The sequence below is a fragment of the Gordonia aichiensis genome, from assembly GCF_039946255.1.
GTDB classification, from domain to species: Bacteria; Actinomycetota; Actinomycetes; order Mycobacteriales; family Mycobacteriaceae; genus Gordonia; species Gordonia aichiensis_A.
Window position 1 is genome coordinate 27,135 of sequence record NZ_JBCDWL010000027.1, and the last position, 26,945, is coordinate 54,079.

Here is a 26,945-nt window from a genome sequence, read left to right on the forward strand (position 1 = left end):
GGACGGTAGGTGCGGTGACGGCGTACGAGGAAGACCCCAGTTCCGTCGTCCCACCACCGGACGACGGCCGTTCGGGCGACAGCGAGATTCAGTCGACGCTGATCAAGAGGCCGCGGTCGTCGTACTCCTCGCGGACGACGTCGTCGTCGGTCACCTGCAGAACCGTCGCCAGAACGCGGCGGCGCGGCGGCAGGATCCGGATCGTGACCGTGCCGGTTCGAGCCGAGGTGAGCGCGGTGACGGCGCCTCCGATCACGCGGTCTCGGACCTCGTCGTCGGCCCCGGCGAGCCCGCGATCGTCGAGGAGGATCACCTCCACGCCCCGGCTTCTGGCCTGCCGGGCTGCGTCCGCGACGCTGCGGACGTCGAAGGTCGGTGCCCGCAGCGAATCTCGCAGCCGCGCCTCGACCAGGCCGCATTCATCCTGTTCGCCCGTGGACAGGGGCGCCGCGTCGACGAGTCGCTCCAGCAGCGGCCGGGCCCGATCGTCGAGCCTGCCGAGCTGTCGGTCACGCTCCTCGAGCGCGGCGCGGCGAGCCGCCTCCGCGGCCGCGGCCTCGGTCCCGGCCCCCTGCAGCAGATAGATCTCGCGGGCCGCGGGGCGGATGGTGACCGCGAAGAACGACGACATCAGCAGCGGCGCCAAGTTGATCAGGGAGATCGAGATCCCGTACCCAAATCCCTGACCGACGCCGATCGCCCACACCCCGGCGACCAGGATCGCCACCAGCATCGACGCCCATGCCACCAACGTTCGGCCACGCACGCACAGGTAGGTGCACAGCGCGGTGGTCGCCGACAGCGGCCAGAAGGTCAGCACTCGCACGAACGGGTCGTCGACGACCAGCAGGACCAGCACCGTGGCCAGCGGACCGGATGCCGCCACACCCGCCGTCACCCACCGTCCGAGCGGATCACCCGGAGCTCGGATCAGGGCGATCGCCGCGACGCTCGTGACCAGCCAGGCGCCGACCTCCGCGAGGACGCCGGCCGTGCCGCTGCCGATCGGCCGAGTCGTCGCCCCCACCAGGGCGAATGTTCCGATGAAGAACGCCACCAGGACCGTCGCGGCGAGGGTTCGCAAACCCATCAGGTCGCGGATGTCACCGTCGTTCGGCAGTCGTTCGCCCGATTCCTCCATCAGCGCGCCCATTCGAGACGAACCGTGGTCCCGGCGCCCGGTGCGGACTGGACCGACGCCGAACCGCCCGGGATCCGGTCCATCCGGGCGCGGATGCTGACCGCGATGCCGAGCCGGTGCGTGGACACCGCGGCCGGGTCGAAACCGACTCCGTCGTCGACCGCCTCGATCCTGATCGAGTCGGCGTCCACCCGCCCGCGCACCGTGCACCGCACCTCGTCGCCGGCGTGTCGGCGACTGTTGCGCAAGGCCTCCGCCAGCGCCGCGCTCACCGCACGGACCGCCTCGCTCGGCAGTTCCGCGGCCTCGGTGGCCGACGCGACGACGGTGAACTCCGCCCCCGCGTGAGCCTCGGTGGCGGTCGCGCGCAGATGCACCACGGCGGCCGCGGGGCGCAGCGGTCGATCCGCGGGCAACCCCGACCTGATCTCGTCGAGTTCGGCCAGTGTGGCCGCGGCCAGCCGCGGCACATGCTCCGGCGCACCGCCTCGCGACGCCGTCAGCAGGGTCGACATCACGCTGTCGTGGATCAGCGCATCGAAGCGTTCGCGTTCGACGTCCCGGGCCCGCTCCGCCGCGGCGGTGGCGGCCGCCGCATGGGCCCGATCGGTCGTCTCGTCCAGCACGCGCCCGGTCCGCAGCGCCATCACGGACGCGCCGACGAACAGGCTGCAGAACATGATCGCGAAAGCGATCTCGGGCGCGAGCTGCCCGGGTTCGACGGAGCCGCGCGCGACGAAGTTGATCAGCTGAACGCAGACGCAGCCGAGCACCATGTGAGCGAAGGCCGCCCAGGCGGGCCAGGCGAGCACGGCGGCGATGCTGGCCAGTCCTGGGAAGGCCGCCAGCCACACCCCGTCGCCGGCCGGCAGGATCGTGCCGTCCCAGGCGGCCGGCCACGTCGCGACGGCGACGAAGAAGCTGATCGCCGCCACCGTCGCCGCGGACCGGATCCACCGCTGCACGCCGACCAGCGCGGCGAGTCCGATCGTGAAGCCGGGCAGGAAGACGATCACGCACATCGCCGGCGTCCACCACGAGCTCATCGCCGGGGCCAGCTGCGTGATCGCCGGCAGCAGCAGAAGCAGGTAGCCGACGTATCCGACTGCCGCGAACAGCGCGAACATCCGTCTGATCCGGTCCAGGCTCTCGTGCCGCGGCTCCGCTGCGGCGGACTGGACGGTCCCGGTCACCGATTGCGGCCGATCACTGGTCACGCTCGGGAATCGGCAGCAGTCCGTCCTCCACGGCGCGCTGATACAGATCCACCTTGGTGCCCGCGGGCCGGCCGGCGGCCGCGTACTTGGCGCGAATGCGCCCGATGTAGTCGTTGACCGTCTCGGTCGAGAGCCCCAGCATCCTGCCGACCCGGTCGGCCTTCTCGCCCGAGGCGTAGAGCGAGAGCACCTCCTGCTGCCGGGGGCTCAGGCCGGTGGCATCGAGGTCGGGGTCGCCGTCGACGGCCGCCGCCCACTCGGTCGTGATGACCGGACTGCCGTCGGCCGCGGCCGCGATCGCCTCGACCACCCGCTCCACCGGCGCCGACTTCCGCACGATGCCCAGCACTCCGGCCTTCGCCGCCAACCGGACGAGATACGGGTTCTCCGCACCGGTGTAGACCAGGACCGGCAGACCCGCGGCGTGCAGGGTCTCGATGTTGGCCGTCGGCGACGAGCCGTCTGCCAGCCGCAGGTCCAACAGCACCAGATCCAGACGGACCCGCTGCGCGAGCAGCCCGTCGACCGTGTCCGACGACGCCGTCAGCGACAGGCCGACGTGGCCGTCGAGCATCGCCCGGACTCCGAGCACCATCGACTCGTGATCCTCGACGATCCCGATGCGTCTGGCGGTCATGAGCGCCGAACGCCGCGTTCCCCCACCCCGTCACGGAGTGGGGGAACGCGGCGCGGATCGTGTTCCACGACTCTGGCGCTGACTGCTAGTCGACGCCGAATTCGATAGCCGCGCGATCGAGCGCCTCGGACGCCGCGTCCTCCGGCTGCCCGCCGGCGATCGCCTGCGCGCCGCCCGCCGACAGCTCGCCGACCAGGTCGGCGGTCGCGCCGCCGACGATCCCCATCTGCGCGTACTGCTCGAGGCGCGACCGGGAGTCGGCGATGTCGAGGTTGCGCATGGTCAGCTGACCGATGCGGTCGGCGGGCCCGAAGGCCGCGTCGCCGACGCGCTCCATCGACAGCTTGTCCGGGTGGTACGACAGGCCGGGGCCGGTGGTGTTGAGGAAGTGGTAGTCGTCGCCGCGACGCAGACGCACGGTGACCTCGCCGGTGACGGCGGAGGCGACCCAGCGGACCAGGGCCTCGCGCAGCATCAGCGCCTGCGAGTCCATCCAGCGGCCCTCGTACATCAGACGGCCCAGACGACGACCCTCGTTGTGGTAGTTGGCGACGGTGTCCTCGTTGTGGATCGCGTTCACCAGGCGCTCGTAGCCGATGTGCAGCAGCGCCATGCCCGGCGCCTCGTAGATGCCGCGCGACTTGGCCTCGATGATGCGGTTCTCGATCTGGTCGGAGACGCCGAGCCCGTGACGGCCGCCGATCTCGTTGGCCTTGAGCACCAGCGCGACCGGATCGGCGAAGGTCTCACCGTTGATGGCGACCGGGCGACCCTGCTCGAAGCGGATGGAGACGTCCTCGGTCGCGACCTCGACGTCGTCGCGCCAGGCGGCCACGCCCATGATCGGCTCCACCACGTCCAGGCCGTGGTCGAGGTGCTCGAGGGTCTTGGCCTCGTGCGTGGCGCCCCAGATGTTGGCGTCGGTGGAGTACGCCTTCTCCTGCGAGTCGCGGTAGGGCAGCTCGCGCTCGGTGAGCCACTGGCTCATCTCGTGGCGGCCGCCGAGCTCCTCGACGAACTGGGTGTCGAGCCACGGCTTGTAGATCCGCAGGTTCGGGTTGGCCATCAGGCCGTAGCGGTAGAACCGCTCGATGTCGTTGCCCTTGTAGGTGGAGCCGTCGCCCCAGATGTCGACGTCGTCTTCCTTCATGGCGCGGACCAGCAGCATGCCGGTCACCACGCGCCCGAGCGGGGTGGTGTTGAAGTAGGTCTTGCCGGAGCTGCGGATGTGGAAGGCACCGCACTGCAGGGCGGCGAAACCCTCTTCGACGAGGGCCGCGCGGCAGTCGACGAGGCGCGACAGCTCGGCGCCGTACTGCGTGGCGCGGCCGGGGACCGACGCGATGTCGGGCTCGTCGGCCTGACCGAGGTCGGCGGTGTATGTGCAAGGGACAGCGCCGTTCTCGCGCATCCACGCAACGGCGACAGAAGTATCCAGACCACCCGAGAACGCGATTCCGACGCGCTCTCCCTTCGGCAACGAGCTCAGCACTTTCGACATATGTCCAGCTTAAACAGTGGTTCGGTACTGGCGAAACCCGGCCGGTCAGTCGAAGCGCACCGGCATGCTGCGAAGATCAGGGTCCTCACGGGCCTTCGCGGGCAATATCGGGCTGTTGCAGTTTCGGGATTGGTGTTCGATCTCCTTCCGCCGACCGGGTGAGTGCTCGGTGGGCGGTTGGGGGTTGGCCCTGCGGTGTCCTCTCAGGCGGTGGTCAGGTGGCCTCCGGTGATGGCTTTGAGGATGTTGTTGACGAGGGCGTGGAAGGCGAATTCTGATGCGGCCCGGTCGATTCCGCGACTGGTGAATCAATGGAATCGCAGGTTGTGCTTGGCTTGCCCGAACGGTGTTTCGGCGATGTGACTGCGCTGTGAGTACAGTGCTCTTCCCGCTGTGGTGGCCAATTCGTAGGTCATCTTCTCGATCGGTGGGGCATCGTCGGCGGGCGGTGTCAACTCGCTGGTGTCGCGGGGTAGCTTGTGCGATTTCGCGGTAGCGATCAACCGTTTGGGGCCGGCGGCGGTGAGGTTGTCCTCGGAGAGGTATCCGGCATCGGCGAGCAGCGTCCCGATCTGATCGGGGCCGGCCTCGTGCTCGGGTGGTCGGTGCGCGGCCAGGACCGCGGCTGCCTCGACGGCCTTGCCCATCATCGGAATGAACGCGGGTGCATCGATCGGGCCGTTGCCGACGCTGGTGGCGATGATCAAACCATCAGCGGTGGTGACGGCCTGGCAGTTGTAGCCTTGCACCCAGCCGCCGCCCCGCAACGGCATCGGCCGCGACTGCGGGTCGGTGATGTTGCCGAGGTTGTCGGTGTTGGCGCGATGCGGTTTACCCGTCGCACGATTGGTCAAGATCCGCTGTTTGTACTCCAGTTGCTTGTGTCGTTCGGCATCACGCCGGGCCTGCCAGGCCCGCGTGTCCGCGCGTGCTTGGGCCAGGCGATCGTGGGCATCGCGAACCTTCTTGGTCTCCTCGACCGGCAGCGGCGGACGCCCCAGCCCACTGACCGCATGCCGATCGATCTTGGCCTGCTGCCGATCGCGTGCCTTCTGCAGACCCGCTTCGGCGACCTCGATCCGTGCCTCGATCGGCGGAAGGCTAGGACCTCGAGAGCCGTTGGCCCACTCCTGTTTCCACTGCTCAACGAACTTGGCGCGCGCGGCTTCGGCAGCGGCCCGCTTGGCTTCGAGGGCCTCGAAATCCATCGGTGTGGACTGCTTGGCCTCGGCTGCGGTGTTCAACGCTCGAACATGCTCCAACGCCTCGTCAATCCGCTCCATTCGATCAGATGTGAGGAGTTCGTCGGGAACGGACTGATCATCATCGTCGCCGGCATCGTTGGCCGCATGCTCGGCATCGGCCGCGCGAGCAGTCTCCCCGAGCCTGGTCCGCAATGCGGCCAACTCCGCCTCGCGGGCCTTCATCAACGATTTCTCGGTGCGGTTCTTCGACATCGAGGCGTTCGAGGCGATCTTGACCCCGTCCAGGGCGACCACGCCGACCTTGCCCATGCCGAGTTGGGCGCACGCGGCAAGCACCTGCGTGAACAGGGCCGGCATCACCGGTGAGGCCTGCGCCCGGAAACGAGCGATCGTCACGTGATCGGGCGGATCGCCGCCGCAGATGACGCGGAAGGCGATGTCTCGATAGCACAGGCGCTCCACCTTCCGCGAGGACCGTTCCCCATGCGCCCACCCCCACACCAGCAGCGTCAGCAGCATGTCCGGGTCATAGCCGCGGCGCCCGACCCCACCGGTCTTGCGCAACGCATGCAGCCCGGAGGTGTCCAGGCGCTCGACCAATGAGATCACCAACCACACCGGATCATCGGCCGGCAACCACTCCCGCATGCTCAGAGGCAATAGAAACTGCTGATCGCGGTCAACCGTCCGATAATCCTTCGCCACACCACCATTATCGCAGGTCAGAACGATATTCTACGTACTTACCGACAAACTACGTAAACCGAAACTGCAACAGCCCGATATTCCCTCGAAGGTCCGTGAGACGACTGATTCTGGGAGGCTACGCCTGAACCTCGGAGCGATCACCGCTCCACAGCGTGTGGAACGAGCCGGGCTTGTCCACGCGCAGGTAGGTGTGGGCGCCGAAGAAGTCGCGCAGCCCCTGAGTCAGGGCGGCGGGGAGCCGCTCGGCGCGCAGCGCGTCATAGTACGAGAGCGACGACGCGAACGCCGGCACCGGAACACCCATGCCGGTGGCGGTGATGATCACCCGGCGCCAGCTCTCGACCGACTCTTCGACGGCCGAGCGGAAGTAGGGTGCCAGCAGCAGCGCGGGCAGGTCCGGGTTCTCGGCGTAGGCCTCGCGGATGCGGTCGAGGAACTTGGCGCGGATGATGCAGCCGCCGCGCCAGATGGTGGCGAGCTCACCGGGCTTGACGTCCCACCCGTACTCGGCGCTGCCCGCGGCGATCTGGTCGAAGCCCTGCGAGTAGGCGACCACCTTGGACGCATACAGCGCCTTTCGGATGTCCTCGATGAAGGCGGCCTTGTCGGCCGGCGCCTGGGCGCCCGTGGTTCCCGCGGCCAGCCCCTGCGCACTGCGACGCTGATCGGTGGCACTGGAGAGGGCGCGGGCGAAGACGGCTTCGGCGATGCCGGTGGTCGGGATGCCCAGATCGAGGGCCGCCTTCACCGTCCAGCGACCGGTGCCCTTCTGCCCGGCGGCGTCAACGATGACGTCGACCAGCGGCTTACCGGTCTCGGCGTCCACCTGCGAGAGCACCTCGGCGGTGATCTCCACCAGATAGCTGTCGAGATCGCCGGTGTTCCACTCGCGGAAGACGTCGGCGATCTCGGTGACCTCCATCCCGAGGACGCCCCGCATCAGGTCGTAGGCCTCGCCGATCAACTGCATGTCGGCGTACTCGATGCCGTTGTGCACCATTTTCACGAAGTGGCCCGACCCGTCGGGGCCGATGTGGGTGCAGCACGGCGTGCCGTCGACGTGCGCGGAGATCGACTCCAGCAGCGGGCCCACCGACTCGTACGATTCGGCCGGACCACCCGGCATGATCGACGGGCCGTTGAGCGCGCCCTCCTCGCCGCCGGAGATGCCCGCGCCGACGAAGTTGAGATTGCGCGCGGCCATCGCTGCCTCGCGGCGAATGGTGTCGGTGTAGAGCGAGTTGCCGCCGTCGATGATGATGTCGCCCGGCTCCATCAGGTTCGCGAGTTCTTCGATCACCGCGTCGGTCGGATCGCCCGCCTTGACCATGATGAGCACCCGGCGCGGGCGCTCGAGCGCGGCGACGAATTCCTCCATCGTCTCGGTGCGGATGAAGTCGCCCTCGCTGCCGTGTTCGGCGATCAACGCATCGGTCTTGGCGATGCTGCGGTTGTGCAGGGCCACGGTGTGCCCGTGCCGCGCGAAGTTGCGGGCGATGTTCGAGCCCATCACCGCCAGTCCGGTCACGCCGATCTGTGCCTGCCGCTGTCCTGTTTCGACCATCTGTTCCTTCTCCGTCTCCGTCGCACTCTTGTCGTATCAGGCGACGACCCGTCCCATCCCCGACCTTCAGTACTACCGGCTCGATTGTCCCTGTGCCGGGTGAACGCCCGGAGCGGCGGGTGCGCCGTGGGTGTGCCGACGGAAACGTCCCCCTGACCGGGACTGCCGGACCATTTGTCCGACAGTCGGCGTCAGGGGGACGTTTCTGTCAATGCATGAGGCGCGTAGCCGCACGTCCGGCGTCGTTCACAGGCCATGCCGCTAGATTGACCATATGTCAGTGATGCCCGGAGATGCCTCAGCAGACATCCCGTGGTTCCTGCGAGCGGTCCCCCAGCGACGTCCCGATTCGATCCCGCGTCCCCGACTGACCGCGCTGTTCGATGAGCACCTGCATCGGACTCCACTGCTGCTGGTAGCGGCGCCGTCAGGCTTCGGCAAGACGACCGCCGTCGCCGACTGGGCACGAGTTGGTCCCGACGTCCACTGGTTCTCGGTGGTCTCGGCGGCCATCGCGGGCGATGTCGCGCGCGCGGTCACTGAACTGATCGAACGGCATTCGCAGGGCATGCACCTGACCATCGTCGTCGACGACGCGCATCGACTCGACCTCGATGCGTGCGCGGCCACCGCAACCAGCTCGCCTGCGTTGATGTCCGGCCACATCCAGTTGATCCTCGTGGGTCAGCCGCAACTGCTCGACCATTACCGGCCGCAGATCGCGGACCGCACCGCCGGGGTGGTTCGGGTGGCCGACCTGCGGCTGACCGATGCCGAATTCGCCGATGTCACCGGTACCGCTCCGTCCGCCGGCCACGGTACGTTGGGCTGGCCGCTGCTAGCCCGACTGCGCGCCGTGACCGGTGGCGAGAGCACGCTTGGACCCGACGCCGACCTCGCCGACTATGTCGAGCACGTCCTGCTGCCATCGCTGCCTGATTCGATCGCCGAGTTCGTTCTGACCGCCACCGCGTGTTCGCGGCTGGACCGCACCGTCGCCGCCACGCTGACCGGCTGCCCCGACGCTGCCTCGCACCTGGACTGGTGCCATCGCAACGGAATGTTCCTCGATGCGCACGACCACCGTGACGGGAACACCGTCTACCACTGGCACGACGCCTTCGCAGAGGCCTGCGCCACCGTGCTGCGGCGGACTCAGCCGACCTTCGCGCGGGACCTGCAGGCCCGAGCGGCCCGCGCCCTGGCCGCTGACTTCCCGACGGACGCCGTCGAGCACGCCCTGGCTGCAGGCGAAACGACGTACGCTGCCGAACTCATCGACGGGCGGTGGATGACACTGCTGCTCAGCGGCCTGACCCGAACCCTCGAAGAGCTGTGCCTGCGGCTGCCGCCCGAACACCGCGAAGCTCCCGACACGATGGCTATCCGGGCCTGTTGCCGTCACGTGCTGGGAGACGAGGCCGGCGGCGAGTTCCTGCATCGCCACCTGCCGGTCGACGAAGCCCCGACCGCGACGCGCGCCTTCGCCGAACTCATCCTCGCCCGCGAGACGACACCCAAAGCCGCGGCACTCGACGTCGCCGAATTGATGCTGACCCCGTCGATGCCCGACTACCCATTCGGATTGTTCCTCCTGGCCTGGTCCGAACTGCGGTTACGGCGCGCACCGGCCCGCGCTGTCGCGCTGCTCTCGTCCGCGGCCGCCGAGGCACACTCCCGCGGGTTGATCTCCCTCGCCGATCGAGCCGATGCCAATCGAGCCTTCGCGCTCGCCTTCGCGGGTCGATTCACCGCCGCCGAGGAAGCCCTGGAGTCGCGCTCACATCTGAAGTCTGTGGACGACTGGCGTTACGACGACGGTGTGGCGGGAATGTGCGAGATCTACATCCAGTTCTGCCGCGGCCGACTCCGCGACGCCCAGGCGTCGGCGGCGGCACTGGTCGCCGAAATCGGCACCGCGGCCTCGTTCGCCGGCCTCGCCCGCATCCACCTGGCGTACGCAACTGCTGCGCTGGACGACACAGCCGGGGTGGACCTCGCGCGGTCCGCATTGACCTCGGTCAGCGACCTCCCGCTGCAGGGCCTGCCGTGGGGGGTGTACAAGAAGCTCGCGACGGCCCAACTCGACGCCGTTGTCGGCGACACCCGCCGAGCGCATCGGCTCGCGCTCGACCTCGTCGACGTCACCGGGGTTCCGGTGACGCAAGCGCTACTGGCCGAACTGCTGCGACGACTCGGCGACGTGGCCAGTTCCCGACTGGTCCTGCACCGTCTTCACCACGCCGAGCCACCCGACTATGTGGCCGCGATGGCAAGCACCACTGCCGCCGCTATCGACTTTTCGGGCGGCGCCACCGAATCGGCCCACCGACACCTGGCCCGGGCCTTGGCGATCTCACGCACTGAGCACGCCGACTATCCGTTCGCCGCCGCCGACTCCACCGTCCGCGCTCTCTTGGGCGAGCACGCGCGGCGCGGCTCTCCAGACGAGACTCGCATCGCACGCCTGCTGACCGGTTCGGAAACTGCGGTCGTCACTCGGACGAATCTGACTCCGCGTGAACGCGAAGTGCTCGGCCTGCTCCACACCACGATGACGGCCGACGAGATCGCGGCGTCCTTGCACGTGTCGGTGTCGACCGTTCGCACGCATACGCGGGCGATCTACCGCAAACTCGGAGTGTCGACGCGGCGAGCCGCCATCCGCGCCGTCGTCCACTGAGTCCGCCCCGACCTCACGCCACAACGCGGACGCGGGCATCCCTCGTTCCCTCATCCGATGAGATGCGATTCCGGGCCCATCGCGGGCATGCGCTGGGCCATCTCTCGTCAACCGTTGATGAGATCGGGCCGAACTACTCGCGTTCCGACTTCACGCTGCGCCAGAATGCATTTCATCCATGCCGTCGTGCGTCGACCTTCAAGGAGTCTTGCGTGTCCATTGCCGTTCTCAGTTCCGACACCGTCGCATCGGTACTCGGGCCGATCGGCGACACGCTGCCGTCGGCCGTCGGCATCGCACTGAGCCCGGTTCCGATCATCGCGGTGATCCTCATGCTGATGACACCGAAGGCCCGCTCCACGAGCACCTCGTTCATGGTCGGCTGGCTGGCCGGCATCACTGTCGCGACAATCCTGTTCAGTGCGGTCGCCGGACTGCTGCCCGACTCGTCCGACGGCCCGGATCTCGGCGCGTCAATCGTGCGGATCATCCTCGGCGTCGGACTGCTCATCTTGGCCGTCCGACAGTGGCGCGGCCGACCGAGTGAGGGGGAGACCGCCGAACTGCCCACGTGGATGCAGGCGATAGACACCCTCTCGCCGCTGAGCGCGATGGGCACCGGGTTCGCGTTGGCTGCGATCAACCCGAAGAACCTCCTGCTTGCCGCGGGAGCGGGCATCGCCTTCAACCAGGCTCCCGGCCTCGGCGCAGCCGCGGTGAGCATCACTGTTTACGTCGTCATCGCCGGTGCATCGGTGTGGGTCCCTGTCGTGGCGCTCCTGACGTGGGGTGAGCGCCTGCTGGACCCACTCGAGCGGCTGCGACGGTGGCTGACCGCGAACAACGCCGCAATTGTGGCGGTGGTACTGCTGGTGCTGGGTGCCGTCCTCTTGGGCAAGGGCCTGGCCACACTGTGATCACGGGCGCTTCCCCCTGATTTCTCCGTTCAACCGAATTCGAGGAGCTTCATGAGCCTGCAACCCGCCGTCGTGACCGACATTGCGCGCGACGCGTATGTCTTCGCCTATCCGCTGGTCCTCGGTGATCTCACGATGCGCAAGATCACCAATGTGACGGAGCCGCGGCAGCCCTTCGGACCGCTCGGGGTGCTCGCTCACGCGCGCGGACTGCCGGGGCCCGAGTTCCGCGTGGTGATCCGTCCCAACGTCGACACCCTGTACACCTCGGCCTACCTCGATCTGGGGCCGGAGCCGACTATCCTCACCATCCCGCAGACCGAGCGGTACACCATGGTGCCGCTGTACGACCTGTGGAGCAATGTCTTCGCCGTGCCGGGCTCCCGGACCACCGGCACCGAGCGAACCCGGCACTTCCTTCTGGCCGGGCCGGGCTGGACCGGTCAGGTGCCCGACGGCGTCGAGCGAATCGACGTGCCGACCCGATTCATGAGCTTCATCGGCCGCACGCAGGTCAACGGCGTCGACGACCTGCCCGCCGTTCACCTCTTCCAGGACGGAATGGCGCTGACACCGCTGAGTCAGTGGGGTCAGGAGCCCTCGGCGCCGGTTCGGGCCCCGCTGGATCCGGACCTCGACATGCGGACCCCACCGCCGGACCTCGTCGCCGCGATGAGCGCCCAGGACTTCCTGACCCGGTTCACCGAGTTGCTCAACGACAATCCGCCGAGCATCCAGGACTACCCGACCCTGCACCGGCTTCAGCGGCTGGGCTGGTCGCCGGAAGCCGGTCTGGATCTGGCAGGGCTGGCCCCGGAGATCGCCGCGGCGGTGGAGGACGGCATCGAGCAGGGCCGCCAGGACATCGTCGCCGAGTACAACCGGCTCAACGGCGAGGGTCGACTCGGCTGGATATATACCACCGAGGGAGGCTCTTACGGCGTCCACTACCTGCTGCGCGCGGGCGTGGCAGCGTGGGGTCTGGGTATGAACCTGGCGGCCGACGCGGTGTACCCGTCGATCGCGGTGGACGCGGACGGACGACTGCTCTCGGGTGAGAACTCGTACACGCTGACCTTCCCGGCCGGGGAGCTCCCTCCGGCGCTCGCGTTCTGGTCGGTGACCGCGTACGACGACCACGGATTCCTGATCGAGAACCCGCTGGCCCGCTATGCGCTCGGCGACCGCAGCGGCATCCCGCCCCGGACCGACGGCTCGGTGGAGCTGATCATGCAGGCCACCGATCCGGGTGGCGAGGACACCGCGCGCTGGCTGCCGACCGGTCCGGGCGGCTTCAACCTGATGCTGCGGGTGTACTCACCCGACCGCGCCCTGCTCGACGGTTCGTGGGAGCCACCGTTGGTGCGACGTCGCTGACCCCAAACTGCTATCGCACCCCCTTCGTTTCTCGCACCCGGTCGCGACCAGGTGCGGAGAACGAAAGGGGTGCGATAGCGGCGGAAGCGGCGCGATGCTGGTCAGAAGCCGCCGTCGAGGAACTCGGCGTACGCGGGCAGGTCGAGCTGGCCGTGGCCCGACAGGCCGATCACGACGACCTCTTCCTTGTCGCTGTTCGCCACGTGCGCGGCGCAGGCGGCGATGGCGTGGGTCGACTCCGGCGCGGGGACGATGCCCTGGGTGCGGGCGAAGGTGACGCCGGCCGAGAAGGCGTCGTGCTGGGTGACCGCCAGGCCCTCCACCAGGCCCAATTCGACCGTGTGGCTCAGCGCGGGCGCCATGCCGTGGTAGCGCAGCCCGCCGGCGTGGATGGGGTCGGGGACGAAGTCCATGCCCAGAGTGTGCATCTTGAGCAGCGGGGTCAGCCCGGCGACGTCGCCGTGGTCGTAGCGGTACTCGCCCTGGGTGATCGACGGGCACGCCGCGGGCTCGGCGGCGACGATGCGCGGGTTGGAGCGCCCGTGGATCTTCTCGCGCAGGAACGGGAACGAGAGGCCGGCCAGGTTGGAGCCGCCGCCCGCACAACCGAAGACGACGTCGGCGCCACCCGGTTCGACGGCGTAGAGCTGTTCGACGGCCTCCTGCCCGATGACGCTCTGGTGCAGGACCACGTGGTTGAGCACGCTGCCCAGCGCATACCGGGTGTCCTCGTTCTTGGCGGCCACCTCGACCGCCTCCGACACCGCCATGCCGAGGCTGCCGGGGGTGCTCGGATCCTTGGCCAGCATCGCGCGGCCGGCCTCGGTGAGGTCGGACGGGCTCGGGTGCAGGGTGCCGCCGTAGGTGCGGATCAGGTGTCCGCGATAGGGCTTGGACTCGTACGACGCGCGGACCTGCCAGACCTCGACGTCGAGGCCGAACTGTGCGCCCGCGAACGACAGCGCGCTGCCCCACTGGCCTGCGCCGGTCTCGGTGGTGAGCTTCTTGACGCCGTCGATGCTGTTGTAATACGCCTGTGCGACAGCCGAATTGGTCTTGTGGCTGCCGACCGGGCTGACGCCCTCGTACTTGACGTAGATGCGGGCCTTGGTGTTCAGCGCCGCCTCGAACCGACGGGCGCGCAGCAGCGGCGCCGGCCGCCACATGCGGTAGATCTCGCGGACCGGTTCGGGGATCTCGATGTACGCCTCGGTGGAGACCTCCTGCGCGATGAGCCCGGCCGGGAACAGCGCGGCGAGATCGTCGGGCCCCACCGGCTCCTTGGTGCCGGGGTGCAGGTGCGGCGGGATCGGCTCGTCGAGCTCGGCGGCCAGGTTGTACCAGTGGGTAGGGACGCCCACGGTCACGATGTCCGGGTTCGACGCGTCAACATTGCTTGTCATGCAGGTCACATTAGGGCATCGGTCCGGCGCGACCGCACGGCGCAGTAGGCTGCGGCGCATGGCAGGAATCAGGTGGGTGGCGAAGGGCTTCGGCGGACTCGACGATTTCAGCTCGGTGCCGTGCGCTCCGGCCGATCCCGGTGCGGGCGAGGTCACCGTCCGCATCACCGCGGCCGGGGTCAATCCGGCCGATCTCAAACACGTGCTGCGCGCCTCGGATCCGACGCTGCTGCCGATGCCGATCGGCTACGAGGTGGCCGGCGTGGTGACGGCGGTGGGTCCGGGGACCCGGATCGCGAGCGGGCCGGTGGCGGTCGGCGACCGCGTCGCCGCCTTCCGCGTCCACGGCGGCTACGCCTCGGCGATGACCCTGCCTGCGGAGAAGGCCTTCGCGGTGGCCGACTCGGTCGCCGACGACGAGGCCGCCGGGCTGCTGCTCGCCGGGTGCACGGCCGCCGAGATGCTCGCCGAGTCGGGGGCGCAGGCCGGCGACACGGTCCTGCTGCACGGGGCGTCGGGCGCAGTGGGCGCCACGTTTCTGCAGCTGGCCAGGCGCGCGGGAGTCGCGGTGATCGGCACCTCGAGCGCGGCGCGCCGCGGCGCCGTCGAACGGTTCGGCGGCATCCCCGTCGTCTACGGCCCCGGCCTGACCGATCGTGTTCGCGCGGCGGCGCCCGGTCCGATCGTCGCCGCCCTCGACGCCGCGGGCGGCCCGGAGGCCACGCAGACCTCGCTGGAGCTGGTGGCCGATCGGTCCCGAATCGTCACCGTCGTCGACCGCGGGGCGGCGACGGCGCACGGCTTCCGCTCCCTGTCGGGAGCGGCCGCGAGCAGCGCCGCCTTCCGCGACAGCGTGCGCGGGGAGCTCCTGTCGCTACTCGCAGGCGGCGAGCTCACGGTCCCGATCACCGCGCGCTTCCCACTCGATCGAGCAGTCGACGCCCTGGCGCTGGTCGCCGCGGGAGGCGCGGGCGGCAAAGTGGTCCTGACACCGTGAACCGGCCGGGACCGTGCGGTCCCGGCCGATTCACGAGGGTCGGTCAGTTGTGCGAGAAGCTGACCTTCGGCAGCACCTTCTGCAGCCATCGCGGCGACGCCCACGCCGCCCGCCCGGTGAGCCGCAGGATCACCGGCAGCAGCACCAGTCGGACCAGGAAGGCGTCCAGCAGGACGGCCACGCCCAGGATGACGCCCATCTCCTTCGGCGGCAGCGGCCCCGACAGCGCGAAGGTGAAGAACACCGCGACCATCACCCCGCCCGCGGCGAAGATGACCCGCCCCGAGTGCGCGACCGCGCCGATCATCGCCGCCTTCGCATCACGCTCGGTCTCCCAGTGCTCCTTGGCCGAGGCCAGCAGGAACACCGTGTAGTCCATCGCGATCGCGAAGATCATCGCGAAGAAGAAGACCGGCGCCCAGGCGTCGAGGAAGCCCTGCGACTCGAAGCCGAACAGCGAGGCTCCGATCCCGTCCTGGAAGACGAGCCGCGCCACGCCGAAGGCCGCAGCCGTCGACAGCAGGCTCACCAGGGTGCCCAGGAAGGCGATGAGCGGGGCCTGCAGCGCGACCAGCAGCAACAGGAAGCCCAGCAGCATCACCACGGCGATGACCAGCGGCGTCGACGTGTCCAACTGCGCCTTCAGGTCCAGGTTCTCCACCGCGGCGCCGCCGACGAGGGAGCCTTGGGGCAGGGTCTCCCGCAGGCGGTCGACGGTCTGGCCCAGTGCCGGATCGGACGGGTCGACGGTCGGCATCGCCTGGATCATGCGCAGGTCGGCGCCGTCGGTCGGCGACATCGGCGGGAGCGCCGCGACGATGCCGGAGTCGGACTTGAGGACCTGTTCGGCGGCGCCGGCCTGGTCGGTCGGGACGATGATCGACAGCATGCCGGGCGCACCGTCGCCGAGGGCCGACTTCACCTGGTCGTAGCCGACGCGGGCGCTGGAGTCCTCGGGGAGCACCTTGATCGACGGCATCGCCGTGTTCAGTCCGACGATCGGGACGGCCAGGGCCACCAGGATCACCAGGGCCGCGCCGCCCCACCGCAGGGGCTGACGCCACAGGCGCTGGGCCCACCGTTCGAAGGCGGGTGAGCGATGCTCGGCGACCTTCGACCACGGCAGCGCGAACTTGTTGATCCGATGGTCGAGCTTCGCCAGGACCAGGGGCAGCAGCGTCAGCGTCGCGGCAAGAACGAACAGGACCGAGATCATGATGCCGCCGGCCATCGACCGGAACGACGGTGAGGGCACCAGCATGACCGCCGACAGCGACACCAGGACCGTGGCGCCCGACAGCAGCACCGCCTTGCCCGCGGTGTCCATGGTCTGCGCGATCGCCGCCCGCATCGACAGCTGCTGTCCCATCCGGGCCGCCCGGAAGCGGACGACGACGAAGAGCGCGTAGTCGATGCCGAGTGCGAGCGAGAACATCATGGCGAAGTTCATCGCCCAGATCGAGACCGGCATCAGCTCGTTGAGCAGCACCAGGACACCGGCCGACGCGATCAGTCCCGCGAGGGTCAGCAGCAGCGGCAGACCGGCCGCAACTAACGCGCCGAATGCCAGGACCAGGATTCCGAGGGTGACCGGCCAGGAGATCATCTCCGAGGTCAGCATCGCCTCCAGGTTGGCGGAGTTGAAGTCGGACCACAGGACCGAGGCGCCGGTCGGCGCGACCTGCACGTCAGGGGTCGACAGCGCCTTCAGTTTCGGCGTCAGGTCGGTCGCTGCGCGCACCATGTCGTTGGTGTCGGCGCCGGCGCCGGCCAGGACGATTCCGGTCTTGCCGTCCGGGGACAGGGTGGCACCGGGCATCGGCGCCATCACTTCGCTGACCCGGGAGTCACCCTTGAGGACGTCGGTGATCTCGGCGAGGACACGCGGCCCGTCGCCCGAGGTCAGCGGCTGCTGACCGGTGACGACCACCTGGATCGCCGACGACGCGTTGCCGCCGAAGTGCTCGACGGCCAGCTCGCGGACGGCGACGGAGTCGGAGCCGTCGGCCTGCCAGCCGGCGCCCGAGAGGTTCTTCTCGACGAAGGGCGCGAAGATGCCCAGGCCCACCACCAGCAGGATCCACGCGGCGGTGACGATCTTGCCGTGCGCGGTGACCCAGAGGCCGAGCCGCCCGAGCGGGCCGGGCCGATGGCCTTCCGGGTTCTCCGGCGGGACCTGCTCGACGTCGGGTCGCGCGTCGGTGCGCTGCTCGTCGTCGCGTTGGTCGCCGGCCCGAATCGGTGCCGCGTCGGTTGTCTGAACGGGGTCGTCCATGTTCTCCTCCTATCCCCCCAGGGGGTTACGGAGAGCGACGCTAGCATCCCCCCAGGGGGTTATGCAATAGTGGGGATCAGCCACTCGTGGAGGAAGGAAGACCGACATGAAACTGCCGGACGAAGAACTCAAGCCCGTGCTGACCCGTTTGCGTCGGGCGCACGGCCACCTGGCGACGGTGATCCGCATGCTGGAGGAGGGCGCCGAATGCGAGGACGCGCTGACTCAGCTCGCCGCGGTCAACAAGGCGATCGGCCGAGGAGGATATGCGCTGGTGGCGACCGGTCTGCGGCACTGCCTCATCGAAGAGGGGCCGGACAACGTCGATCAGGCCAAGCTGGAGAAGCTGTTCCTGTCGATGGCCTGATCCCGAGCGCGCGGGCTCACCGGACGGCGACGGTTCAGCGGAAGTCCGGACTCACCGGACGACTGGGCGCCTCAGTGGAAGACGTCGACGACGATGCGGCCCGGCTCGCGCAGGGTCGACACGTGGACGGCCGCGGAGGAGTCGCGCAGACCGATCGCCACGGTCAGCACGCCTTCGAACTGGCAGATGATCTCCACACCCGCGACCCCGCCGGCGCCCTTCGCGCGCGGCGCGGGAAGCGTCGTCGGCCCGGTGTAGTACGGCCGACCGGCGCCGTCGAAGAGATCCACCGAGTCGACGGTGATCAGCTGGTAGTCGGGGGCGCCCATCGAGACCGGATGTCCCGATCCGCAGTGCGAGGGAGCGGCGGTCCGCTCCTGCCGGAAGGCCGGCGGGGTGGCGCCCGCGAACTGCAGCACCACCCGGTCGAGGTTGTCGTGCACACCGGTGCGAAGGTCCGCCAGCCGCGGCCGACCGCTGTTCGGTGCCGACGTCGGCTTCGACGACGATGCCGGTGCCGTACTCGTGCCACCCGTACTCGTCGGCACACCCGTGCTCATCGGGGCGGACGCCGCGGTCGAGGTGCCGGGACCCGCCGAACCGCTCGGAGCGGGCGCCTGCTCCTTCGACGATCCGCACCCGCTCAGGACCAGCACGGCTGCCGTACCGATGGCGGCCGCCGCTGTCGACATTCGATTCATCTGCCCGCCTCCCGGGTGTCGTCTCCCGCGAGGGAGACGAGTTCAGACCCCTGACCATAGCCGCGCCGGTGACCGACGATGTGTCATTCCGGCAGCATCGGGGTATCGGGTACCTCTGGACGTCCCAGGAGTACGCCGCGGGTGATCGCCGCCCTACCGAATCTGGTGCGCAGCGAGTCGATCGCGACATCGAGTTCGCCCGCGTGGTCCTGTTCGGCGAACGGGATCGAGAGCTGGACCGCGCCCGCCGCGGACAGATTCGTCAGGGAGACGCCGATCAGCGTGCACCCGCGATCGCGAAGGAGTGGAAGCGACTCGTCGAGCAGACCGCGCGCGACGGCCAGGATGATCTCGGTCCGATCGGTCGGGTCCGCCAAGGTGCGCGACCGCGTCACCTTCTCGAAATCGTGGAAGCGCAACCGCAGCACCACCGTTCGGGTCACCCGCTGCGCCGACCGGAGCCTGCGGCCGAGGCCGTCGACGATCCCGATGACGGTGGCTTCGAGGTCGGACTCCGACCTGATCCGGCGCCCCAGCGCCCGCTGCGCACCGATGGAGTTGCGTCGTCTGCCGGTCTGCACGCGCCGCGGATCGCGGGCCATCGACAGCGCAAACAGGTGCGCGCCGACGCCCCGGCCGAGCAGCGCCGACAGGTGCTGCTCCCCGAGCGACGCCAGTTGCCCGACGGTCTCGATCCCGGCATCGTGCAGCCGTCGCTCGGTCTTGGCGCCGACGCCCCACAGACGCCGGACCGGGAGCGGATGAAGGAAGTCGAGCTCTCCGCCCGCCTCAACGTGCAGGAGCCCGTCGGGCTTGCCGACCGCGCTCGCCACTTTGGCGACGAACTTGCTGGTCGCGACCCCGACCGTGATCGGCAGGCCCACCTCCTGCCGGACCCGGGCGCGCAATCGGTCGGCCAGCGCGACGGGGGCACCGGCGATCCGCCCCATGCCTGCGACGTCCAGGAACGCCTCATCGACCGAGATCCCCTCGACCAGCGGCGAGAAGTCGTCGAAGATCGCGAACACCGCCCGACTGGCCCGGCTGTAGGCCTCGAACCTCGGGCGCACGGTGACCGCTTGCGGACACAGCGCACGTGCCTGGTGGTTCGGCATCGGTGTGCGGACGCCGAAGGCTTTGGCCTCGTAGCTGGCGGCGACCACCACGCCGCCGCCGACCAGCACCGGCCGTCCGCGCAGCGACGGGTCGTCGCGCTGCTCCACCGAGGCGTAGAACGAGTCGAGGTCGGCATGCAGGATCGTCGCCTCCGCGCGCTTGCCCGCCTCGATCCGCATGCCCGGATGGTGCCACCCGGGTACGACATCGACCGTGCGGACACCGCGCGGACGCCCGCCGCTACTTCACGCCGCGCACCATCCGCAGCACCACGTCGTTGACGTGATGGCCGCCGCCGGCGGGGATGCCGCGCTCTCGGTTCTCGTCGGTGACGACGGTCCACCCCTCCCCCAGCAGCCGAATCATGTCGGCGGGCCAGAGGAAGCCCTCGGGGTCGCGACCGTGGGCGCGGATGCCCTCCGGATCGTGCATCACCACCAGCAGCGTGCCACCCGGCGCCACCGCGTCGGCGATCCGGTGCAGGGTGGCCTCGTCGTCCGCGGCGATGTGGAAGTAGCTGAGCGTCACCAGATCGTATCGACGGTCGAAGGAGTCGACGGTGACGTCGAAGGGCAACCAGGTGATGGTTTCACGTGAATCCGCCGCCGCGGCCCGCTCCAGCGCGACCTTGGAGATGTCGGCGCCGACCACCGTCCATCCCTGGTCGGCGAGCCAGCGGACGTCGGCGCCCTCGCCGCTGCCGAGGTCGAAGGCGGTTCCCGGGGTCAGCCCGGAGACCTCGGCGATCACGGCCGGATTGACGTTGGCCGTCCACAGTCGATCGGCGCTCCGGTACAGCTCATCCCACTCGTGTGCGGTCACGGGGTGGGCGGGCGCCTGGCTGTCGTCCTGCTGGTGCTGATGTTCGCTCACCGGATCCACGGTGCCACAGTTCGGGCGACGCGGCAGCCACGCGCGCGGCACACTGGCCTTCATGACTCTTCCCGTCCGGATCGGCGTCCAACTCCAACCGCAGCACGCACCCGACTACTCCCTCATCCGCGACGCGGTCCTGCGCGCCGAAGACGCAGGCGTCGACATCGTCTTCAACTGGGACCACTTCTTCCCGCTGTACGGCGACTCCGACGGCGCGCACTTCGAATGCTGGACCATGCTCGGCGCGTGGGCCGAACAGACCTCCCGGGTCGAGATCGGCGCCCTCGTGACCTGCAACAGCTATCGGAATCCGGAGCTGCTGGCCGACATGGCACGCACCGTCGACCACATCAGCGGCGGACGCCTGATCCTCAGCCTGGGCAGCGGCTGGTTCAAACGCGACTACGACGAGTACGGCTACGACTTCGGCACCAAGGGCAGCCGACTCGACGACCTCGGCCGCTCCCTGCCCCGCATCACCGACCGCCTCTCAAAGCTCAATCCGCAACCGGTGCGCGACATTCCGCTGCTCATCGGCGGCGGCGGCGAACGCAAGACGCTGCGCCACGTCGCGCAGTACGCCGACATCTGGCACGCCTTCGTCGACGTCGACGGCTACCGGCACAAGTCGGCGGTCCTGGCCGACCACTGCGCCGACGTCGGCCGCGACCCGGCGACCATCGAACGATCGGCGGAGATCCGGTTCGAGACCGACGACACGCCATCCGACGAACGCGTCTCGACCATGCTCCGGTTCGCCGACGACATCACCGCCGAAGGCGTCACCCTGCTGACCGTCGCGACCGGCGGCCCCGACTACGACCTGACGGCCGCGCAGGCCCTCGTGCGCTGGCGTGACGCCCGCGCGAACTGACCCGACCGTCCACCCGACCATGACGACCGATCGGCCGTCATCGCACTCCGCACCCGCGAGGAGACACCGCCCATGCAGCGCACCCTGTTCGGCCCCGAACACGACGACTTCCGGCAGATGCTCCGGGACTTCATCGACCGGGAGGTGGCCCCGCACCGGGAGGAATGGGACGCCCTGGGCCGACCGCCGCGCGAATTCTTCCGCAGGCTCGGCGAACTGGGGATCCTCGGCATTCAGGCACCCGAGGAGTTCGGCGGCGGCGGAGAACCCAGTTTCAAGTACGCCACCATCGTCTTCGAGGAGGTCGCGCGGGCCGGCGTCTCGTTCGGGTCGTACACCGTCCACTCGTGCCTGATCCTGCCGTACCTGCTCGCGTACGCCACCGAAGATCAGCGACGACGCTGGCTGCCGGGCTTCGTCTCCGGCGAGCTGATGACCGCGATCGCGATGACCGAGCCGGGCACCGGCTCCGACCTCGCCGGGATCGCCACGACCGCCCGGCTCACCGACGACGGCGCGCACTACCTCGTCAACGGCGCCAAGACGTTCATCACCGGCGGGGTGACCGCCGACCTCGTCCTCACCGTCTGCCGCACGGCCCCCTACGATCCGGCCGATCGTCGCGCCGGACTCTCGATCCTGTGCGTCCCGACCGACGCCGCCGGGTTCTCGGTGGGCCGCAAGCTCGACAAGCTGGGGCTGGCACAGCAGGACACGGCGGAGCTGTCGTACGTCGACGTCAAGGTGCCGGTCGAGAACCTGCTGGGCAGCGCGGGCGAGGCCTTCGGCTACCTCGCGCACAACCTTCCGCAGGAACGGCTGTCGATCGCCCTGAACTCCGTCGCGCAGGCCGAGGCCGCCATCGCCCACGCCACCGCCTACACGCGCGAGCGCGCCGTCTTCGGCCGGCCGGTCGCCTCGTTCCAGAACACCAAGTTCGTGCTGGCCCAGTGCTCCGCGGAGACCGCCTCGGCTCGCGTCTTCGCCGACCACGCGCTCGACTTGCTCGACCGCGGTGAGCTCACCGTCGCCGACGCCGCACGCGCGAAACTCGTGTGCACCGAGACCGCCGGTCGCGTCATCGACCGCTGCCTGCAGCTGCACGGCGGGTACGGGTACATGACCGAGTATCCGATCGCCCGGCTGTACGCCGACACCCGGGTGACCCGGATCTACGGCGGCACGAGTGAGGTGATGCGGACGATCATCGCCAAGGACATGGGATTGTGAACTCGCTCGTGGTCGGGCGGAGCTCATCACGGGGTGCGACAGATGACGGGGTGTAACTCATGACGGGGTGCATCTGATGACGGGGTGTAACTGATGATGGGGCGAACATTCGGGAAAACCGCACCGGCGCAGCCGACTTCATGAACTCTGGGACCATGGGATCACGACTCGTGCCGCCCGCCGGCGGCATCGACCCCGCCCTCGAGACGCTGCGCGCACAGGTGCGGTCCTTCGTCCGCGAACAGATCGCCGACGGCGCCATCGACCCGGGCATCGACTCCTGGCTCACCGGCTGGGACCCGACGTTCACCCGCGCCCTCGCCGACCGCGGCTGGCTCGGCATGACGATCCCCGTCGAGTACGGCGGCCGCGGTCGGAGCTTCCTGGAGCGGTTCGTCGTCACCGAGGAACTCCTCGCCGCCGGGGCGCCCGTGGCCGCGCACTGGATCGCCGACCGGCAGGCGGCGCCGTCGTTGCTGCTGTACGGCACCGAACAGCAGAAGCAGCGGTTCCTTCCGGGGATCGCGCGGGGCGAGATCTACTGGGCCATCGGCATGTCCGAACCCGAGTCGGGATCGGACCTGGCGAGTGTGCGCACCCGCGCCGTCCCGGTCGACGGCGGCTGGCGAGTGACCGGAACCAAGCTCTGGACCTCCGGCGCCCACCGCGCGACCGCCTTCTTCGCCCTGGCCCGCACGTCGCCGCTCGACGTCACCGACCGACACGCCGGGCTCAGCCAGTTCATCGTGCTGCTCGACTCCCCCGGCGTCGACATCCGCCCCATCCTCAGCCAGTCGGGCGACCATCACTTCAACGAGGTGATCCTCGACGACGTCTTCGTCCCGCACGAGCTGGTCCTCGGCACCGTCGGCGACGGTTGGCGGCAGGTCACCTCGGAGCTGGGGTACGAGCGCAGCGGACCCGAACGGTTCCTGTCGACCTTCGGGGTGCTGGCAGCTGCCACCGACGAGATCGACGCCGACCGACTGCCCGCCGATCCCCGTTTCGGCGCCCAGGTGGGCCGGATGGTCGCCCTTCACCACATGTCGCGCGCGGTGTCGGAGGCATTGGAGCGCGGCGACCGCGCCGACGTCGCCGCCGCGTTGGTCAAGGTGCTCGGGACAGCACTCGAAGGGGACGTCGCCGACCTCGCAGACGAACTGTCCGGGGAACCCGGGGCAGACGAACTGTCCGGGGAACCCGGGGCAGACGTCCGCTTCGCCGAACTGGTCCGAGCAGGGGTGATGCAGCGCCCCGGCTTCACGCTGCGAGGCGGTACCAGCGAGATTCTGCGCGGTGTGATCGCGCGGGGATTGGGACTTCGATGACCGCGCACGATTCCACGGACGGCGCCCGCGACACCGAGTTGCACGACCTGGAAGACCTGCTGGCACAGGTCTTCGCGGACTCCTCCCCCGTCCCCTTCGACCGCGAGCTGTGGTCGACGCTGGCCGATCTCGGGCTGACTCGGCTGACCGGCGCGCCCGCGCGCGGCGGCAGCGGTGCGGGCTGGGCTGAGGCCGCCCGCCTTCTGGTCGCGGCGGGCGCGAGTGCCGCGGCCGTCCCCGTCGCGGAGAACGACCTGCTGGCGGGATGGCTGTCGGAGGTCGCCGAACTGTCCGAGGTCGGTGCGGACGTCGCCGGGATCCGCACGGTCGCCGTGCTCGACGACACCGGTCGGGCCCGGCATGTGCCGTGGGCGCGAGTCGTCGATTCCGTTGTGACACTGTGGAAGTCACCGCACGTATGGCGCGTCGCCGAGATGCCTGTCGGACGTTTCTCCAGTGAACCGGGCGAGAATGCGGCGGGTGAGCCGCGCGATACCCTGCTCCTGCGCGAGGCTGCAGACGGCGGCGAACCCGACGGGGGCGTCGCGGTGCCCGACCGGGTGACGGCCGAGCTCGAACTCCGCGGGGCGCTGGCGCGCTCGCTGCTGATGGTCGGTGCGATGGAGCGGACGCTCGAGCTGGTCGTCGAGCACACCTGCGTTCGTACGCAGTTCGGTCGCCCGCTCGGCAAGTTCCAGGCGGTGCAGCACCTGGTGGCCGACATCGCCGCCGAGACGGCTCTGACTCGCGCCGCGGCGGAGGCAGCGGTCGACGTGCTCGCCTCGGTCGGCGGTCCGCTTTCCGACACAGCAGACCTGGACCGGGCGCGTTTTGCGGTCGCCGCGGCGAAGTCGTGCGCCGGGCACGCCGCCGCGGTCGTCGTGCGCAATGCCCACCAGTGCCTGGGTGCCATCGGCTTCACCGCCGAACACGAGCTGCACCGGCACACAGCCAGGCTGCTGGCCTGGCGTGCCGAATTCGGCTCGACGCGCCGTTGGGACGAGGTCCTGCTGGACAGCGCCGTCGCCGCCGGGTCGGCCGGCCTGTGGCCGCTGGTGACCGACTCGGCCTGACGAGGGTGCGGGGTCTCGATACGCCGCCTCGCTGCGCTCGGTGGCTACTCGACCACCCTGCCCAGGCTGGTCGAGCGTATCGAGACCCCGCACCCCCACACCGTCCAGGCACCCCACCCCAGGCTGGTCGAGTAGCCCGCGAACGAAGTGAGCGAGCGTATCGAGACCCCGCACCCCCGATTCAGCCGCCGAGGTCCAACAACGCCGTCTTCGCCGCCCGCGAACGAAGAGACCCCGCACCCCCGCCTCAGGCTGGTCGAGTAGCCCGCGAACGGAGTGAGCGAGCGTATCGAGACCCCCGCGCCCCCGATTCAGCCGCCGAGGTCCGACAACGCCGCCTTCGCCGCGCGCCAGCCGCACATGCCGTGCACCCCGCCGCCCGGGGCGGTGGCCGACGAGCACAGGTAGACGCCCGGGACCGGAGTCGCGTGCGGACGGCGCGAGAGGACCGGACGCGCCAGCAACTGGCGGAGATCGGCTGCGCCGCAATTGATGTCGCCGCCGACATAGTTCGGGTTGTGATCCTCGAAGCCGGCGGCGGTGGTGACGATCCGGTCGACGATCACGTCGCGGAAGCCGGGCGCGCACCGTTCGATCTCGGTGATGATCGCCTCCGAGACGTCGATCGCACAGCCCGCCGGCACGTGGCAGTACGCCCAGGCCAGGTGGACCCCGGCCGGTACGCGGGTCGGGTCGATCCGCGTGGGCTCCCCGCCGAGGACCCACGGGCGCGCGGGCAGCGCACCGCGAGCGACGGCGGCCTCGGCCGAGCGGATCTGTGCGCGATCGCGGGCGAGGTGGAAGGTCGCCGTCTTCGCGAGAACATCGGCGCCGGGACCGCCCCATGGAATCGGCTCCCGCAGCAGGAAGTCCGCCTTGCACACTCCGACGCCGTACCGGAACCGCTCGAGCCGTCGCGCGTAGCGCCGTGGCAGTCGCTCTCCCATGATGCCGAGCAGTGCGCGCGGCGAGACGTCGAAGAGCACCTGCTCCGCCGCCGGAAGCTGGACGAAAGCATCTATGCGACAACCGGTTTCGATTCTGCCTCCGTTCTCGACGACGATCCCGGCGAGCGCTTCGGCGATGGCTTGCGAGCCTCCCCCGGCCACCGGCCAGCCGTTGCCCGCGAGCATGCCGAGCAGGAGTCCGGGCGCGGTCGAGGCGAGCGATCCGGTCGGCCGCCCGGCATGCGCCGCGACCGCTGCGAAAGCGGTCCGAACCCGTTCGTCGCGGAAGGCCGCAGTCGTGAAGGCGTCGAGCGGTGCGAGAGCCGCGGGACCGAACCGGGCCATCACCGCGGGATGAGCGGGCACCCCGGGCATCCGGAGGACGTCGGCGGCGGCTGCCACCGTGCGCTCGTCCGCACCGAGTGCGACCGTTCTCCGCCACGCCTCGGCGTCGCGCCCCAGCGCGCCCGCGCGTCGTACCGGGTCTCGAAAGACGCCCAGCGTGTCGTCGGCCGCGAAGACATGGGCGAACGACACCTCCGGCACCACCCAGTCGACGCGCCGCCCCACCTCCAGCTCGGCGAAGGCGGGCGAGGCCGCCCCCGTCGGATGGACCGCGGCGCAGACATCGCGAAGGATGCCGGTTCCGAACGCTTCGTCGGTTCTGGTGCCACCCCCGATCGTGTCATCCGATTCGACTACCAGCACGGATCGGCCGGCGCGCGCCAGCACCGCCGCGGCGGTGAGTCCGTTGGGTCCGGCGCCGACCACGATCGCATCCCATTCGTTACCCACCGCACCCCGTCCG

21 protein-coding genes are annotated in these 26,945 nt (G+C 69.6%); 9 read left to right on the forward strand and 12 right to left on the reverse strand.

Going from position 1 to position 26,945, the window contains the following annotated elements; all coding sequences use genetic code 11:
• Nucleotides 1-88 precede the first annotated feature (88 nt).
• The 6 genes from AAFO60_RS20300 to gndA all read right to left on the reverse strand — a co-directional run bounded on the left by AAFO60_RS20300 (nt 89) and on the right by gndA (nt 7,973).
• The gene (locus AAFO60_RS20300) at nt 89-1,153 is read right to left on the reverse strand and encodes a hypothetical protein (RefSeq protein WP_347958058.1); all 1,065 of its coding nucleotides are present in this window, start codon (nt 1,151-1,153) and stop codon (nt 89-91) included.
• Nucleotides 1,141-2,358 carry a sensor histidine kinase gene (locus AAFO60_RS20305; protein WP_347958059.1) on the reverse strand — a complete coding sequence of 406 codons (1,218 nt, stop codon included), beginning with the start codon at nt 2,356-2,358 and terminating at the stop codon, nt 1,141-1,143. Before AAFO60_RS20305 ends, AAFO60_RS20300 begins: the two co-directional genes overlap by 13 nt.
• Entirely contained in the window at nt 2,348-2,995 is a 648-nt protein-coding gene (locus AAFO60_RS20310) for a DNA-binding response regulator (protein WP_347958060.1), read from the reverse strand. Before AAFO60_RS20310 ends, AAFO60_RS20305 begins: the two co-directional genes overlap by 11 nt.
• Before the next feature lie 85 nt (nt 2,996-3,080).
• Nucleotides 3,081-4,496, reverse strand: a complete 1,416-nt coding sequence (gene argG, locus AAFO60_RS20315; RefSeq protein WP_347958061.1) for an argininosuccinate synthase — start codon at nt 4,494-4,496, stop codon at nt 3,081-3,083.
• Between the two features lie 308 nt (nt 4,497-4,804).
• On the reverse strand, nt 4,805-6,406 hold the full coding sequence (locus AAFO60_RS20320; RefSeq protein ID WP_347958062.1) for a transposase: 1,602 nt from the start codon (nt 6,404-6,406) through the stop codon (nt 4,805-4,807).
• Nucleotides 6,407-6,524: 118 nt separating this feature from the next.
• The gene (gene gndA / locus AAFO60_RS20325) at nt 6,525-7,973 is read right to left on the reverse strand and encodes an NADP-dependent phosphogluconate dehydrogenase (RefSeq protein ID WP_347958063.1); all 1,449 of its coding nucleotides are present in this window, start codon (nt 7,971-7,973) and stop codon (nt 6,525-6,527) included.
• A gap of 274 nt (nt 7,974-8,247) precedes the next feature.
• Between gndA and AAFO60_RS20330 the strand changes: the two genes are divergently transcribed.
• The 3 genes from AAFO60_RS20330 (at nt 8,248) to AAFO60_RS20340 (ending at nt 12,950) form a co-directional block, all read left to right on the forward strand.
• A complete protein-coding gene (locus AAFO60_RS20330) occupies nt 8,248-10,656 on the forward strand; it encodes a LuxR C-terminal-related transcriptional regulator (RefSeq protein ID WP_347958064.1) in 2,409 nt (802 codons plus the stop codon).
• Nucleotides 10,657-10,868: 212 nt separating this feature from the next.
• Nucleotides 10,869-11,573 carry a GAP family protein gene (locus AAFO60_RS20335; RefSeq protein ID WP_347958065.1) on the forward strand — a complete coding sequence of 235 codons (705 nt, stop codon included), beginning with the start codon at nt 10,869-10,871 and terminating at the stop codon, nt 11,571-11,573.
• A 51-nt stretch (nt 11,574-11,624) separates the two neighbouring features.
• Nucleotides 11,625-12,950, forward strand: coding sequence for a DUF1254 domain-containing protein (locus tag AAFO60_RS20340; RefSeq protein ID WP_347958066.1), 1,326 nt, complete (start codon nt 11,625-11,627; stop codon nt 12,948-12,950).
• Between the two features lie 101 nt (nt 12,951-13,051).
• On the opposite strand, the gene AAFO60_RS20345 is transcribed toward AAFO60_RS20340, so the two are convergent.
• Complete coding sequence (locus tag AAFO60_RS20345; protein ID WP_347958067.1) at nt 13,052-14,353, reverse strand: TrpB-like pyridoxal phosphate-dependent enzyme; 1,302 nt, start codon at nt 14,351-14,353, stop codon at nt 13,052-13,054.
• A gap of 58 nt (nt 14,354-14,411) precedes the next feature.
• Here AAFO60_RS20345 and AAFO60_RS20350 point away from each other — a divergent pair, with 58 nt between their 5' ends.
• On the forward strand, nt 14,412-15,350 hold the full coding sequence (locus AAFO60_RS20350) for a quinone oxidoreductase family protein (protein WP_347958068.1): 939 nt from the start codon (nt 14,412-14,414) through the stop codon (nt 15,348-15,350).
• A gap of 43 nt (nt 15,351-15,393) precedes the next feature.
• Here AAFO60_RS20350 and AAFO60_RS20355 read toward each other — a convergent pair whose 3' ends face one another.
• Nucleotides 15,394-17,625, reverse strand: a complete 2,232-nt coding sequence (locus AAFO60_RS20355) for an MMPL family transporter (RefSeq protein ID WP_347958069.1) — start codon at nt 17,623-17,625, stop codon at nt 15,394-15,396.
• Nucleotides 17,626-17,731: 106 nt separating this feature from the next.
• On the opposite strand from AAFO60_RS20355, the gene AAFO60_RS20360 reads away from it, so the two are divergent.
• Nucleotides 17,732-17,992, forward strand: coding sequence for a metal-sensitive transcriptional regulator (locus AAFO60_RS20360; protein WP_347958070.1), 261 nt, complete (start codon nt 17,732-17,734; stop codon nt 17,990-17,992).
• Between the two features lie 71 nt (nt 17,993-18,063).
• Here the strand turns inward: AAFO60_RS20360 and AAFO60_RS20365 are convergent, their stop codons facing one another.
• From AAFO60_RS20365 to AAFO60_RS20375, 3 genes are all read right to left on the reverse strand, one after another.
• Nucleotides 18,064-18,693 carry an AMIN-like domain-containing (lipo)protein gene (locus AAFO60_RS20365; RefSeq protein ID WP_347958071.1) on the reverse strand — a complete coding sequence of 210 codons (630 nt, stop codon included), beginning with the start codon at nt 18,691-18,693 and terminating at the stop codon, nt 18,064-18,066.
• Between the two features lie 83 nt (nt 18,694-18,776).
• Nucleotides 18,777-19,988: a DNA polymerase IV gene (dinB, locus tag AAFO60_RS20370; RefSeq protein ID WP_347958072.1), complete on the reverse strand. Its 1,212-nt coding sequence runs from the start codon at nt 19,986-19,988 to the stop codon at nt 18,777-18,779.
• A gap of 61 nt (nt 19,989-20,049) precedes the next feature.
• Nucleotides 20,050-20,682, reverse strand: coding sequence for a class I SAM-dependent methyltransferase (locus AAFO60_RS20375; protein ID WP_347958073.1), 633 nt, complete (start codon nt 20,680-20,682; stop codon nt 20,050-20,052).
• Between the two features lie 61 nt (nt 20,683-20,743).
• Between AAFO60_RS20375 and AAFO60_RS20380 the strand changes: the two genes are divergently transcribed.
• From AAFO60_RS20380 to AAFO60_RS20395, 4 genes are all read left to right on the forward strand, one after another.
• Nucleotides 20,744-21,559: an LLM class F420-dependent oxidoreductase gene (locus AAFO60_RS20380; protein ID WP_347958074.1), complete on the forward strand. Its 816-nt coding sequence runs from the start codon at nt 20,744-20,746 to the stop codon at nt 21,557-21,559.
• Between the two features lie 72 nt (nt 21,560-21,631).
• A complete protein-coding gene (locus tag AAFO60_RS20385) occupies nt 21,632-22,789 on the forward strand; it encodes an acyl-CoA dehydrogenase family protein (RefSeq protein ID WP_347958075.1) in 1,158 nt (385 codons plus the stop codon).
• A 155-nt stretch (nt 22,790-22,944) separates the two neighbouring features.
• On the forward strand, nt 22,945-24,117 hold the full coding sequence (locus AAFO60_RS20390) for an acyl-CoA dehydrogenase family protein (protein WP_347958076.1): 1,173 nt from the start codon (nt 22,945-22,947) through the stop codon (nt 24,115-24,117).
• Entirely contained in the window at nt 24,114-25,190 is a 1,077-nt protein-coding gene (locus tag AAFO60_RS20395) for an acyl-CoA dehydrogenase (protein WP_347958077.1), read from the forward strand. Before AAFO60_RS20390 ends, AAFO60_RS20395 begins: the two co-directional genes overlap by 4 nt.
• Before the next feature lie 311 nt (nt 25,191-25,501).
• Here AAFO60_RS20395 and AAFO60_RS20400 read toward each other — a convergent pair whose 3' ends face one another.
• Complete coding sequence (locus AAFO60_RS20400; RefSeq protein WP_347958078.1) at nt 25,502-26,932, reverse strand: phytoene desaturase family protein; 1,431 nt, start codon at nt 26,930-26,932, stop codon at nt 25,502-25,504.
• Between the last annotated feature and the right edge of the window lie 13 nt (nt 26,933-26,945).